Annotated in this window: 12 protein-coding genes and 1 tRNA gene; 9 read left to right on the top strand and 4 right to left on the bottom strand. The window is 71.5% G+C overall.

Annotated features, from left to right (window positions below; translation table 11 throughout):
• The first annotated feature begins 123 nt into the window (after positions 1–123).
• Positions 124–432: a DUF3017 domain-containing protein gene (locus Bequi_RS05435; protein WP_249736947.1), complete on the top strand. Its 309-nt coding sequence runs from the start codon at positions 124–126 to the stop codon at positions 430–432.
• Between the two features lie 96 nt (positions 433–528).
• Here the strand turns inward: Bequi_RS05435 and Bequi_RS05430 are convergent, their stop codons facing one another.
• The gene (locus tag Bequi_RS05430) at positions 529–1,137 is read right to left on the bottom strand and encodes a carbonic anhydrase (RefSeq protein WP_249736946.1); all 609 of its coding nucleotides are present in this window, start codon (positions 1,135–1,137) and stop codon (positions 529–531) included.
• 106 nt (positions 1,138–1,243) lie between these two features.
• On the opposite strand from Bequi_RS05430, the gene Bequi_RS05425 reads away from it, so the two are divergent.
• Genes Bequi_RS05425 through galK form a run of 3 tightly spaced genes read left to right on the top strand, consistent with a single transcriptional unit; the run spans position 1,244 to position 5,101 of the window.
• Positions 1,244–2,725 (top strand): threonine/serine exporter family protein, encoded by a 1,482-nt coding sequence (locus tag Bequi_RS05425; RefSeq protein WP_249736945.1) that lies wholly within the window; start codon positions 1,244–1,246, stop codon positions 2,723–2,725.
• Positions 2,726–2,742: 17 nt separating this feature from the next.
• Positions 2,743–3,876 (top strand): lactonase family protein, encoded by a 1,134-nt coding sequence (locus Bequi_RS05420; RefSeq protein WP_249736944.1) that lies wholly within the window; start codon positions 2,743–2,745, stop codon positions 3,874–3,876.
• 1 nt (position 3,877) lies between these two features.
• On the top strand, positions 3,878–5,101 hold the full coding sequence (gene galK, locus Bequi_RS05415) for a galactokinase (protein WP_249736943.1): 1,224 nt from the start codon (positions 3,878–3,880) through the stop codon (positions 5,099–5,101).
• A gap of 93 nt (positions 5,102–5,194) precedes the next feature.
• Here galK and Bequi_RS05410 read toward each other — a convergent pair whose 3' ends face one another.
• Both Bequi_RS05410 and Bequi_RS05405 read right to left on the bottom strand, forming a co-directional pair.
• Entirely contained in the window at positions 5,195–6,253 is a 1,059-nt protein-coding gene (locus Bequi_RS05410; protein ID WP_249736942.1) for an adenosine deaminase, read from the bottom strand.
• The gene (locus tag Bequi_RS05405) at positions 6,250–7,458 is read right to left on the bottom strand and encodes a pyridoxal phosphate-dependent aminotransferase (protein WP_249737392.1); all 1,209 of its coding nucleotides are present in this window, start codon (positions 7,456–7,458) and stop codon (positions 6,250–6,252) included. The genes Bequi_RS05410 and Bequi_RS05405 overlap by 4 nt, the downstream gene beginning before the upstream one ends.
• Before the next feature lie 297 nt (positions 7,459–7,755).
• Here Bequi_RS05405 and Bequi_RS05400 point away from each other — a divergent pair.
• The 5 genes from Bequi_RS05400 (at position 7,756) to rplA (ending at position 10,372) form a co-directional block, all read left to right on the top strand.
• A tRNA-Trp gene (locus Bequi_RS05400) sits at positions 7,756–7,828 on the top strand.
• Positions 7,829–7,892: 64 nt separating this feature from the next.
• A complete protein-coding gene (secE, locus tag Bequi_RS05395; RefSeq protein ID WP_249736941.1) occupies positions 7,893–8,162 on the top strand; it encodes a preprotein translocase subunit SecE in 270 nt (89 codons plus the stop codon).
• 69 nt (positions 8,163–8,231) lie between these two features.
• Positions 8,232–9,116, top strand: coding sequence for a transcription termination/antitermination protein NusG (gene nusG / locus Bequi_RS05390; RefSeq protein ID WP_249736940.1), 885 nt, complete (start codon positions 8,232–8,234; stop codon positions 9,114–9,116).
• 99 nt (positions 9,117–9,215) lie between these two features.
• Positions 9,216–9,647 carry a 50S ribosomal protein L11 gene (gene rplK / locus Bequi_RS05385; RefSeq protein WP_249736939.1) on the top strand — a complete coding sequence of 144 codons (432 nt, stop codon included), beginning with the start codon at positions 9,216–9,218 and terminating at the stop codon, positions 9,645–9,647.
• A 5-nt stretch (positions 9,648–9,652) separates the two neighbouring features.
• Positions 9,653–10,372: a 50S ribosomal protein L1 gene (rplA, locus tag Bequi_RS05380; protein ID WP_249736938.1), complete on the top strand. Its 720-nt coding sequence runs from the start codon at positions 9,653–9,655 to the stop codon at positions 10,370–10,372.
• 88 nt (positions 10,373–10,460) lie between these two features.
• On the opposite strand, the gene adhE is transcribed toward rplA, so the two are convergent.
• Positions 10,461–13,187 carry a bifunctional acetaldehyde-CoA/alcohol dehydrogenase gene (gene adhE, locus Bequi_RS05375; protein WP_249736937.1) on the bottom strand — a complete coding sequence of 909 codons (2,727 nt, stop codon included), beginning with the start codon at positions 13,185–13,187 and terminating at the stop codon, positions 10,461–10,463.
• Positions 13,188–13,375: the final 188 nt, after the last annotated feature.

The raw sequence follows: 13,375 nt of genomic DNA, 5'->3' as shown, positions 1-13,375 counted from the left end.
CCGTGCTTCGCGCATCCGGGCGGTCCGCGCGCCCGCGCGCACCGCCGGGTCCGAGCCGACGGACTGCCCTCGTGCGGGCGCAGGTCCCGCGAGCGCTCGCGGGCGCCCCGTACGATGGCGGGCATGCCCCGCCCCGCCCGCGATCCCCGTGCACGCTCGCCGTACACGCTGCGTGCGGCGCTGCGGCGCCAGCGGCCGCTCCTGGTCGCACTGCTGGTCGCGCTGGCGATCGTGCTGATCGGCGCTGCGGGGAACGTGCCGCTCGCAGGGCGCGCGATGGGGATCCTCATGCTCGTGCTGGCGGGCGTGCGGCTCGCGGTGCCCGCGCAGCGCCTCGGCGCCCTCGTGGTGCGCACCCGCCTGCTGGACGCCGCGGTGCTCCTCGCCCTGGGGGCCGGACTGATCGCGCTCTCGGCCGCCCCGAACCTCTGAGACCGACGGGCCGGCCTGTCGACGGGCCGACAGGTCGACGGATCCGCCGCGACCGTCGGTCCGACGAGCGCCCCGTCGGGCCCGGACGCCCCGCCCTCAGTGCTGGGTGACCAGCCGCACCCGCCCATCGGCCAGCGCGTACACGCCGCCCGCGACCACGACGTCCCCGCTCGCGCGCGCATCGCGCACCAGGTCCGAGCGCTCCAGCAGATCCGAGAGCGTCCCCAGCACATGCGCCTCGACCGCATCCCCCGCGGGATGCGCCTCGTCGAGGTGCGGGCGCACCTCGCGCACGAGCACGGGCATCTGCCCCGGGAGCTCCGCGCCGGTCTCGATGTAGCTGACGGTCGCAGCGACCGCTCCGCAGGACTCGTGCCCCATCACCAGCACGACCTGCACCCCGAGCTGCGCGACCGCGAACTCGACCGAGGCCTGCGTGCTCAGACCGAGCACGTGCCCGGCGTTGCGGACCACGAAGATGTCCCCGAACCCCTGGTCGAACAGCAGCTCGACGGGGACGCGGGAGTCGGAGCATCCGAGGATCACCGCGAACGGGGCCTGGCCGGTGCTCAGCATCGTGCGGCGGTCGACGTCCTGGCGGGGGTGGGCCGGCTCGCCCGAGGCGAAGCGCTCGTTGCCCTCCAGGAGCATCGCGAGCGCCTCGGACGGGGTGTGCTCGGGTGCGGAGTGCGGTGCGTCGGTCATGAGTGGGAGCCTTTCTGGCGGGCAGCGGCCGGGCGGGTCGGGAACCGGCGGGAGGGGCGCGCGCGAGGGTTCGCACGGCCGCGGCCAGTGTGACACGATCGTGCGTGTGCCGACCGACATCGCCCGCCTCCACGCCATCTTCGACCTCGCGATGCGCATTGGCGAAGGCATGCTCACCAACGGGGCCGCCGCCTCGGAGGTGACCGCGACGGTGCTGCGCGTGCTGAGCTCATCGGGACTGCGCAACGTGGTCGTGGAGGTCACCTTCAACCAGGTCTCCCTCTCCTACCTCCCCGATGATCGCTCCACCCCCTTCACCCGCATCCGCTCCGCGGGCGTGCGCGCCCCCGACTTCGCGCGCCTGGCGGCGTTCGAGGAGGTCACGGACCGCTACATCGGCGGCGACCTCTCGCGCGAGGAGGCCGGGGCGCGCGTGGTCGCGATCCCGCAGGAGAAGCCCCACTACTCGCGCGGCATGATGATCGCGGGCTTCGCCCTCATGGGAGGCGCCTCGGCGTTCAGCCTGGGCGGCTCGACCATGGTGGTGCTCGCCGCGACGATCGCCGCCGGGGTGCTGATCTGGCTGACGGGCCTGATGGCCGCCGCGCAGGTCCCGCTGTTCTTCGGCCAGGCGGTCGGCGGGTTCGTCGGCGTCCTCGCCGCCGTGGTCGTGAGCCTGATCAACCCGGTCGAGAACTCCTCGATCGTGGTGGTGGCGTGCATCATCGTGCTCCTCGCCGGTCTCACCTCGATCGGCGCGATGCAGGATGCGATCACCGGGTGGTACGTGACGGCCTCCGCCCGCATCCTCGAGACCCTCATGCTCACGATCGGCATCGTCGCCGGGGTTCGCGGAGGTCTGCTCCTCGCGCACCTGACGGGCCAGAGCATCGCGGTCTCCGCCGCCCTCCCGCTCAGCCTGGCGTCGGTGCTCGTGCTCGCCGTCTCGGGAGTGGTGATCGGCATCGGCTACGGGGTGGGCACCTACACCCCTGCCCGGCTCCTGATCCCCATGTCGATGGCGGCGGGGACCTCGGCGGTCGTCGCCCACATCCTCGCGCGGCTCCTGCTGGACCGGGTCTGGGCCGTGGCGGTGGCCTCGTTCCTGGTGGGGATGATCGCCGTGGTGCTCGCGCGATGGATGCGCGCGCCTGCGCTGCTGTTCGTGACCGGCGGAATCATCCCCCTGGTGCCCGGCAGCCGGATCTATCGCGGACTCCTCGCCCTGCCCGATCAGATGGACCAGGGCGCGGCCGAGCTGTTCGGCGCCGCCGAGATCGCCATCGCCATCGCCGCGGGGGCGGTGCTCGGCCAGCTCCTCGCCTCGCGGATCCTCACGCGACTGGGCATCAGCGGCTGGGCGTACACCCCGGTCGTCTCGGCACCCTTCTCGACCGTGCGCCGTCGGCGCCTCACCCTGCCCAAGAGGCGGAAGCGCGACGCAGGCCGCACGGAACCCTCTACCATGACGGGTGAGATGACGGCACTGCCGCCGTCGCTCCTGCAGGAGGCCCAGGACGAGCTGGACGCCTCCAGCGCGCAGGGGCCCTCAGCGGATCTCCACGTCGGCTCATCCCGGCGCGACTGACTCCTCGAGGAGAACCGATGACCGCCGCTCCCGCCCGCATCCTCGCCACCGGCTGCTACTCCGTCTCCGGCAGCGGCGACGGGCAGGGGGTGGAGATCCTCTCCTGGACGCCCCCGCAGCCCGGGCAGCCCTCCGGCGAGGCCGGCTCCGCCGAGGTCCTCGCCCGCGCGGAGCTCGCGGATCCCTCGTTCGTGCTGTGGCATCCCTCGGGCGCGCTGCTCTACGCGGTCACCGAGACCTCTCCCACGCGCGTGGTCGCGCTGCGCCTCGGGGCCGAGGCGCGCTCCCTGGAAGCGGTGGGGGAGCTCGAGCTGAAGGGCTCCGGCGGCTGCCATCTCGCCTTCGGTCCCGACGCCGACACGCTCCTCGTGGCCGAGTACGGCTCGGGGCACGTGGAATCGGTCCGCCTGGACGCCGAGGGCATCCCGGTGGAGGTGGTCGACGTGATCGACCACCACGACTTCGCCGAGGGCCGCGAGGCGCATCCGCATCAGATCGTGCTCCTGCCCGGCACCGCGCTGATCGCGGTCCCCGATCTGGGCCTGGACCGCGTGGTCGTCTACCGCCAGGGGACCGGCGGGCACCTCGACATGGAGGGGGAGATCGCCTTCCGCTCGGGCACCGGACCGCGCCACCTCGCCGCCGACCACGAGAGCTACGAGCTGCACATCGCCGCCGAGCGCAGCGGGGAGATCGTCACGGCGCTGCGCCGCCGCGCCGAGGAGGATTCCGGCGCGGGCCAGTGGGCGCCGTCCGTGCAGGAGACGCCCGCCTGGTCCGCCGCCTCCGCCGTCGCGGGCTCCGAGCAGGGGGAGATGCCCAACCCCGTCTCGCACATCGCCCTGTCCGAGGACGAGCACCTGGTCCTGCTCGCGAACCGCGGCCCCTCCACCCTCGCCGCGTTCGACCGCGGCGGGCAGACGCCGCAGCGGGTCTCCGAGATCGAGGTCGGCGCGCACCCGCGGCACCTCGCGATCCTCGGGGATGACATCCTGGTGGCCGCGCAGGAGGCGGGCCGCATCGACCAGATCCGCTGGACGGGCCGCGAGCTCGCCGTCGCCGGGGCGCCGATCCCCTCCGCCTCCGTCTCCTGCATCGCCCCGCGCCCCACCGCCCGCCCGGTGCCGGCCGCCGCTCCCGGAAGGAACTGAGATGACCGCTGGTGCCGCACTGTCCGAGGCCCCGCCCCGCGAAGAGGCCGCCGCGCTCGCCGAGCGCCGCTTCGAGGAGGCCTTCGGGTATGCGCCGACGGGCGTCTTCTCGGCTCCCGGCCGCGTGAACATCATCGGCGAGCACGTCGACTACCAGGACGGTCTGTGCCTGCCGATGGCGATCAGCCACCGCTGCTTCGTGGCGGCCGCGCGCACGTCCACGGGCATGCTGCGCCTGCGCTCGGCCCAAGCGGAGGAGACCTTCGAGGTCGTTGCCCGGACCCTCGCGCCGGGGGAGCCCGGCGGCTGGGCTGCATACGTCGCAGGAGTGCTGTGGGCGCTCGCGCCGTTCACGGAGCGCCTGGATGAGAGCGAGATGCAGGACTTCGGGGCAGACCTGCTGATCGACGGCTACGTCCCGCTCGGCGCGGGTCTGAGCTCGAGCGCCGCGCTCGAGTGCGCCGCCGCCGAGGCGTTCGAGTCCCTCCTGGGCCTCGGCACGACGCCGCTCGAGCGGGTGCAGGCCGCGATCAGGGCCGAGACGGACTTCGCGGGCGCCTCGACCGGCGGCCTCGACCAGGCCGCCTCCGTGCTCTCCCAGCAGGGCCACGCGCTGCTGCTGGACTGCCGGGACTTCTCCACCACGCCGGTGCCCTGGGACCTCGCGGGGCAGGGCCTCGCCCTGCTCATCACCGATACGCGCGCACAGCACTCCCATGTGGACGGCGAGTACGCGGCGCGCCGACGCGACAGCGAAGCGGCCGCAGAGGCCATCGCAGTCCCCACGCTGCGCGACGTGGATCCGGCGGATCTGGACGCCGCGCTCGGCGCGATCGAGGACCCCACCGTGCGCCGCCGCGCGCGGCACGTCATCACCGAGATCCAGCGCGTGCGCGACCTCGAGGCCCTGCTGGCGTCCGGCAGCGTCCGCGAGCACGTGGAGGAGGTGGGCGCGCTGCTCAACGCCTCCCACGACTCCCTGCGGGACGACTACGAGGTGACCGTCCCCGCGCTCGACCTCGCGGTCGACGCAGCACGGGAGGCCGGCGCGCACGGCGCCCGCATGACGGGCGGCGGGTTCGGCGGCTCGACCATCGCGCTCGTGGAGGCCGACGCGGCCGGCGCCGTGGCCGGCGCCATCACGGGCGCCTTCGCACGCGCGGGCCTCACCGCGCCCGTGCTGTTCCTCGCCCAGCCGGAGGCCGGGGCGGGCCGAGACCTCTGAGGCCGTCGGCCGGCAGCGCTCCTGCTGCCGGCCTGCGCGAGCCCCCGTCGGGCAACCCTCGGCGTGCGTCGGCCCCCGGCGGGTCGGTCGTGGCTAGGCCGCGAGCCAGTCCTCCACACCCGCGAGCAGGCGCGCCGTCACGTCCTCGGGGGCGCGGGAGAGCCGGATCGAGTCGGCCGCGAGACGCGCGAGCTCGGCGTCGCTGAACCCCTGCTGGCGCGCGGTCTCGTACTGCGCGAGCAGCCGCGAGTCGAACAGCAGTGGGTCGTCGGCCCCCAGGGCGACCTGCGCTCCTGCGTCGAGCAGGCGCCGCAGAGGCACGTCCCGCGCGGAGGGGTAGACCCCGAGAGAGGCGTTCGAGCCGGGGCAGACCTCGAGCCCGATCCCGGCGTCCGCGATGCGGGCGAGCAGCGCGGGATCGTCGGCCGCGCGCACGCCGTGCCCGATGCGATCGGGGCGCAGGTGCTCCACCACCTCCGAGAGGTGATCGGGGCCCAGCAGCTCCCCGCCGTGGGGGACGGACGCGAGCCCGGCGTCCCGCGCGATGCGGAAGGCGGGGGCGAAGTCGGCGGTGATGCCGCGCCGTTCGTCGTTGGAGAGCCCGAAGCCCACCACCCGGTCGGCATTGCGCGCGGCGAGGCGCGCGAGGATGCGGGCATCCAGCGGATGGCGCATGCGGGAGGCGGCGACGATGATGCCGATGCTGACCCCGGTCGCCTCCTCGCTCGCGCGCGCCTCGTCCAGCACGATCTCGAGCGCGGGGCTCAGCCCGCCGACGTGCGGGGCGTAGCTCGTGGGGTCGACCTGCAGCTCGAGCCGGCCCGATCCCTCGGCGGCGTCGTCCTCGGCGGCCTCGCGCACGATGCGGCGCATCGCGCGCTCGCCGTCCACGACCGCGCGCGCGGCGTCGTACTGCCGCTGGAAGCGGAACCACCCGCGATGGGTGGCTTCGACCTGCAGCGCCTCGGACTCGTGGAGGATCCGCGGCAGGCGCATGCTGCGCTCCCGGGCCATCTCCATGAGCGTCGCGCGGCGCATGGAGCCGGTGAAGTGCAGGTGCAGATGCGCCTTCGGCAGGGTGCGCAGATCGCGCCTGCCCTCCCGGTCGCCGTGCGGAATGCCGTGCGGAACAGGGGCCGTGCCAGCCGTCATTCGGCGAGCAGCGCGGCCAGGCGGTCCATGCCTTCGGCCAGGTCGGCATCGGCCAGCGCATAGGAGAAGCGCAGGTGGCCGGGAGCGCCGAACGCCTCGCCGGGCACCGCCGCGACCTCGGCGTGCTCGAGGATGACCTCGGCGAGCTCCGCGCTGGTGGTGACGCGCGTGCCGCGGATCTCGCGGCCGAGCACGGCCGTGACGTCGGGGAAGGCGTAGAAGGCGCCGCGGGGGGTCGGCACACGGAAGCCCTCGAGCGCGCTCAGGCGCTCCAGGATCGTGCGGCGGCGGCGGTCGAAGGCCTCCCGCATCGAGTCGACCTCGTCCATCGGCCCGTCGAGCGCGGCGATCGTCGCGCACTGGGCGATGTTGTTGACGTTGCTCGTCAGGTGCGACTGGAGGTTCGCGGCCGCGGCGATGACGTCCTTCGGACCGATCATCCAGCCCACGCGCCAGCCGGTCATGGCGAAGGTCTTCGCGACGCCGTTGAGCAGCACGGTCTGATCCGCGAGCGCGGGCACCGCGTCCAGGATCGAGGTGAACTCGGCGCCGTCGTAGACCAGGTGCTGGTAGATCTCGTCGCTGATGACCCACAGCCCGTGCTCGAGCGCCCAGCTGCCGAGCTCCTCGATCTGCGCCCGCGACATCACCGAGCCGGTCGGGTTCGAGGGGGAACAGAGCAGGATCGCCTTGGTGCGGGGCGTGCGCGCCGCCTCGAGCTGCGCGATGGTGGGCAGGTAGTCCTGGTCGGCGCCCGCGAGCACTTCGACCTCGCGCCCGCCCGCGAGGCGGATCGCCTCGGGGTAGGTGGTCCAGTACGGAGCGGGGAGGATGACCTCGTCGCCGGGATCGATGAGGGCGGCGAACGTCTGGTAGACGGCCTGCTTCCCGCCGTTTGTGACGAGCACCTGCGAGGGCTCGACCGCGATGCGGTCCGTGCGCGCGGTGGCGCGGGCGATCGCCTCGCGCAGCTCGGGGAGCCCAGCTGCGGGGCTGTAGCGGTGGTTCTTCGGATCCGCGGCGGCCGCCTGCGCGGCCTCCACGATGTGGGCGGGCGTGGGGAAGTCGGGCTCGCCCGCGCCGAAGCCGATCACGGGGCGGCCGGCGGCCTTCAGGGCCTTCGCCTTCGCATCCACGGCGAGGGTCGCGGACTCCGCGATCGCGCCGACGCGCTGGGAGACGCGGCGCGCGGGGCCGGCGGGCACCGCAGGGGAGGGAACAGCTGCTGACGGGTTCTGGTTCTCGCTCACGCCCCCATCGTGGCAGAGCGGGCACCGCCGTGCCACCGGATCCCGGATCCGCGGCGCCCCTGTCCGGCCGCCGCGCCGCCCGGCGCGGCGGCGCTGGTGTGCAGCGGGGCGGCGCCGATGTGATCTAGGCCGGAGCGGATTCGCCCGCGACCTGAGGCATGGGTATGCTGAACCCCGGCCCTGGAGCACCGGGGCGCGATCGCCCTCGGCGCTCGCGCTGCGGAAGAGGGGCCCGCGGAGGCGACTCCGCGAAGGGTAGTGGCGCAATTGGTAGCGCAGCGGTCTCCAAAACCGCAGGTTGCAGGTTCGAGCCCTGTCTACCCTGCTCGTCCGGCCGGGCACTCGCCCGTCCGGATGCGGATGGCCCCGACCAGATCGGACAGACCAGCGTGAGCACAAGCCACACCACCCCGGCGACCTCCTCGGAGCGTCGCGCGGAGCCCGGGTCCCGGAACCCCTTCGTGGCCATCGGTCTGTTCCTCCGGCAGGTCATCGCAGAGCTCAAGAAGGTCGTCGTCCCCACGCGGCGCGAGCTGATCGGCTATTCGATCACCGTCCTCGCGTTCGTGTTCGCGATGATCCTCTTCGTGTTCGGCCTCGACGTCGCCTTCGGATGGCTGTCGCGGACCATCTTCGTGGTTCCTGACGCCGGTCTGTAGATCCGCGCCGAGCGCGTGCGGGCCGATCAGGCCTGATCAGATCTCCCAGCCGAAGGAAGCAGGTTCACGATGGCGGACGAGCAGTCCGAGACGTTCGAGGACACCTACGAGGGCGTCGACTCCTCCCTTGCGTTCTCCTCCTCGGAGCCCCGGCCCGCCGCGGGCGAGGATCTCGACCTCGCCTCTGAGCTCGAGGTGCAGGAGCAACTGGACGAGACCGAGGGCGACCTCGGCGCCGCCGCCGGCACCCCGGTGGAGGATGCCCCCGCTCCCGCCGAGGAGTCCGATGCGGTCGCAGCGGCCCTCGAGGACGCCGCCGCGGATGCTGACGAGGATGCCGAGCCCACCGAGGAGGAGCAGCTCGCCGCGCTCAAGCGCCAGCTCCGCTCCGCCATCGGCGAGTGGTACGTCGTCCACTCCTACTCGGGCCACGAGAACCGCGTGAAGACGCAGCTCACCACCCGCATCGAGACCCAGAACATGGAAGAGCACATCTTCCAGATCGAGGTCCCGATGGAGGATGCGACCGAGGTCAAGAACGGGCAGAAGAAGGTCGTGCGCCGCGTGCGCGTGCCCGGCTATGTCTACGTGCGCATGGAGCTGACCGACGAGTCCTGGCGAGTCGTGCGCGACACCCCCGGCGTCACCGGCTTCGTGGGCAACGCGACCTCGCCCACGCCGCTGACCGTGGACGAGATCTACTCGCTCCTCGCGCCCAGCGTCGGCCTGCCCGACAAGAAGCGCTCGCCCGCCGCGCAGAAGGCTGCGATCGCGCAGAAGGTGCCGGACTTCCAGATCGGCGAGTCCGTGACCGTCATGGACGGCCCCTTCGAGACCATGCCCGCCACGATCAACGAGATCGACGCGGAGCATCACAAGCTCCGGGTGCTCGTGTCCATCTTCGGACGCGAGACCCCGGTCGAGCTGGCCTTCGACCAGGTCACCAAGATCTGATCGACCAGCTCGAGCGCACAGCGGCCCCGCGCCGCGATGCGACAGGTGGGAGGGACATGATGAGTCCCGCCCGGACCACACGACAGTAGAGGAGGAGCAATGGCTCCCAAGAAGAAGATCGCGAGCATCATCAAGCTCCAGATCCAGGCCGGCGCGGCCACCCCCGCCCCGCCCGTGGGTCCCGCGCTCGGCGCCGCCGGCGTGAACATGATGGAGTTCGTCAAGGCGTACAACGATCGCACCGCCGATCAGCGCGGCAACATCATCCCGGTCGAGATCACCGTGTACGAGGATCGCTCGTTCACGTTCGTCACCAAGACGCCGCCGGCCGCTGAGCTCATCAAGAAGGCCGCAGGCCTCCAGAAGGGCTCCGCGACCCCGCACACAGACAAGGTGGGCAAGGTGACGATGGCACAGGTCCGCGAGATCGCGGAGACCAAGATGCCCGACCTGAACGCAAACGATATCGATGCCGCCGCGAAGATCGTGGCCGGGACCGCACGGTCCATGGGCATCACGGTGGAGGGCTGATCACCATGGCATTCAAGAGCAAGTCCTACAAGGACGCAGCAGCGAAGATCGAGGAGGGCCGCTTCTACGCGCCCCTCGACGCGGTCCGTCTCGCGCAGAAGACCAGCCCCGCGAAGTTCGACGCCTCCGTCGAGGTCGCGATGCGCCTGGGCGTGGATCCCCGTCAGGCCGACCAGATGGTGCGCGGCACCGTCAACCTGCCCCACGGCACCGGCAAGACCGCTCGCGTGATCGTCTTCGCGACGGGCGCGCAGGCTGAGGCCGCTCTCGCGGCCGGCGCCGACGAGGTCGGCGACGACGACCTCATCGCCAAGGTCGAGGGCGGCTGGACCGACTTCGACGCGGCTGTCGCCACGCCGAACCTCATGGGCAAGGTCGGCCGTCTGGGCCGCGTGCTCGGCCCCCGCGGCCTCATGCCGAACCCGAAGACCGGCACGGTCACGATGGACACGGCCAAGGCCGTCTCCGACATCAAGGGCGGAAAGATCGAGTTCCGCGTCGATCGTGCGGCGAACCTGCACTTCATGATCGGCAAGGTCTCCTTCGACGACAAGCAGCTCGCGGAGAACTACGTCGCCGCTCTCGAGGAGATCCTGCGACTGAAGCCGTCCTCCTCCAAGGGCCGCTACATCACTAAGATCACCGTGTCCACCACCATGGGCCCCGGCATCCCGGTCGATGTGAACCGCACCCGCAACCTCACCGAGGACACCGACGAGGCCTGAGCCTCGCGCGATCCCCGCTGAGAAGCACGCAGCGCCCCGTCCACCTCGCGGTGGGCGGGGCGCTGCGCTGTGCCGACGGGCGGGCCGCTCAGGCTTTGCCCTCCTCGCGCTCGGCTTCCGGGTCCACGGGATCGACGAGCTCGGCGGTGTCGCCGCTCTCCTCGGTGTCGGTCTCGGTCGCGGGCGACGGATCCTCCCCGTGCGCCCCGGTGAAGCCGACCTCGCCCTCGAAGGCGTCCAGGATCAGGCGCTTCAGGTCCGCCACGAGAGGCTGGCGCGGATTGGCCGGGGTGCACTGATCCTCGAACGCCCGGTAGGCGAGGTCGTCGATCACGCGGTCCAGGTGCTCGCGGGTCGCCCCGTTGGCCTTCAGGCTCATCTCGATGCCGAGGTCCTCGGCGAGCGAGGTGACCGCGTCGATCAGGGACTGCACGCCCTCCTCGGTGCTGCCGGCAGGCAGCCCCACGAAGCGCGCGAACTCGGCGAGGTCCTCGTCGGCCCGGAAGGACTCGTACTTCGGGAAGATCGCGTGCTTGAACGGACGGGTCGCGTTGTAGCGGATGACCTTCGGCAGGAAGATCGCGTTGGCGCGCCCGTGCGCCAGGCCGAACTCGGCCCCGCACTTGTGCGAGAGCGAGTGCACGATCCCCAGGAACGCATTGGCGAACGCCATGCCGGCCATCGCGGAGGCGTTGTGCATCTTCTCCTTCGCCTCCATATCGTCCTCCAGGACGGCGGCGCGCAGGTTCTCCAGGATGAGCTGGCCGGCCCGCAGCGAGAGGCCGCGGGTGTAGTCGCTGGCCATCACCGAGACGTAGGACTCGATGCAGTGGGTCAGCGCATCCATCCCCGAGTCGGCCGCGGTGCGCCGCGGCACCGTGTCGACGAACTGCGCGTCCACGATCGCGACGCTCGGGGTGAGCGCGTAGTCCGCGAGCGGGTACTTCACGTGGGTCTCCGCATCGGTGATGACGGCGAAGGGCGTGCACTCCGACCCGGTGCCCGAGGTGGTCGGGATCGCGACGAACTGCGCCTTCTTCCCGAGCTTGGGGAAGCGGTAGGTGCGCTTGCGGATGTCCATGAACTTCTGCTTCATGCCGAAGTAGCTCGCCTCGGGCTCCTCGTAGAACAGCCACATGCCCTTCGCGGCGTCCATCGCCGATCCGCCGCCCAGCGCGATGATGCAGTCGGGCCGGAACTCGCGCATCAGGGCGGCGCCCTTGAACACGGTGGTGGAGGTGGGGTTCGGCTCCACATCGGAGAAGAGCGTCCAGGCCACCTCATTCCGCCGCTGCTTGAGGTGCTGGATGAGGATGTCGGCGTAGCCGAACTGCACCATGCCGGGGTCGGTGACGATGAAGACCCGCTCCACCGCCGGCATCTTCTGCAGGTACTGCACCGAGTAGCGCTCGAAGTAGGTCTTCTCCGGAACCTTGAACCACTGCATGTTCGAACGCCTCTCCGCGATCCGCTTGACGTTGATGAGGTCCACCGCGCTGACGTTGCGGGAGACGGAGTTGTGGCCGTAGGAGCCGCAGCCCAGCGTGAGGGAGGGCATGAGGCCGTTGTAGACGTCGCCGATGCCGCCGAGGGAGCTGGGGGAGTTGGCGATGATGCGGCAGGCCTTCATCCGCAGCCCGAACTCGCGCTCCACCTGGGAATCCTCAGCGTGGACGACGGCGGTGTGGCCGAGTCCGCCGAACTCGAGCATCGCCTCGGACAGGGCGAACCCCTCCTCTTGGCCGGAGACCCGCTTCACGCCGAGCACCGGGCACAGCTTCTCGCGGGAGAACGGGTGCTCCTCGCCGACCCCGTCCATCGGGACCAGCAGCAGCTTGGTCCCCTCGGGGACCGACAGGCCCGCGCCCGCGGCGATCGCCGCGGCGCTCTGGCCGACGACGGCGGCGGAGATTCCGCCGGTCTCGGAGACCATGAACGCCTCGAGCTGCGCGCGCTCGGCCTCGTCGAGGAGGTGGGCGCCCATGCGGACGAATTCCGCGAGGACCGCATCGGCGATCTCCTCGTCGATGAGCAGGGTCTGCTCGGAGGCGCAGATCATCCCGTTGTCGAAGGTCTTGGACAGCAGGAGGTCGTTGACGGTGCGCGCGATCTTCGCCGAGCGATGGATGTACACCGGCACATTGCCGGGACCGACGCCCAGGGCCGGCTTGCCCGTCGAGTAGGCCGCTCGCACCATTCCCGAGCCGCCGGTCGCGAGCGTGAGGGCGATCGAAGGGTGATTCAGCAGCGCGTCGGTCTTCTCCACGGACGGCTCCGAGATCCACTGGATGCAGTGCTCGGGCGCCCCCGCGCCGACGGCCGCGTCGTACATGACCTGCGCCGCTGCCGCAGAGCACCGCTGGGCGCTCGGGTGGAAGGCGAAGATGATCGGGTTGCGGGTCATGATCGCGATCAGGCACTTGAACATGACCGTGGAGGTGGGGTTCGTGACCGGGGTGACGCCGGCGACCACGCCTACGGGCTCGGCGATCTCGACGATTCCGCGCTGGGTGTCTTCGGAGATGACGCCCACCGTGCGGTCGTACTTGATGGAGTTCCAGATGTACTCGGTGGAGAACAGGTTCTTGACGCACTTGTCCTCGAAGAGCCCGCGGCCGGTCTCCTCCACGGCGAGGCGCGCGAGCGGCATGTGCTGATCGGTGCCTGCGAGCGCCATTGCATGGACGATGGCGGTGATGGGCTCCTGCTCGAAGGCGTCGAACGCCTTCAGGGCGGCGGCGGCGCGCTGCGCCAGGACGTCGATAGCGGCGACGTTCTGCTCGATGGGTGATGGGGTGGTGGCGTCGGATGCCATGGAGGCGATCTCCTCGATCAGGACGGCGGGTCCGGGGTCGGGCCCTGTCGCGTCCGACGGGTCTTCGCTGCCCGTCGCATCGACCGTAGGCATCCTCGGGCCGCGCGTGCACGCCGGGCCTCCAATCGACTGCCGTGCAGTACGCATCGGTATGTGACACGAAAGGGCAGTACATACGAGAAGCCCCT

The sequence above is a fragment of the Brachybacterium equifaecis genome, assembly GCF_023509525.1.
Classification (GTDB): Bacteria; Actinomycetota; Actinomycetes; order Actinomycetales; family Dermabacteraceae; genus Brachybacterium; species Brachybacterium equifaecis.
This window is presented reverse-complemented; position numbering and strand designations above follow the sequence as displayed.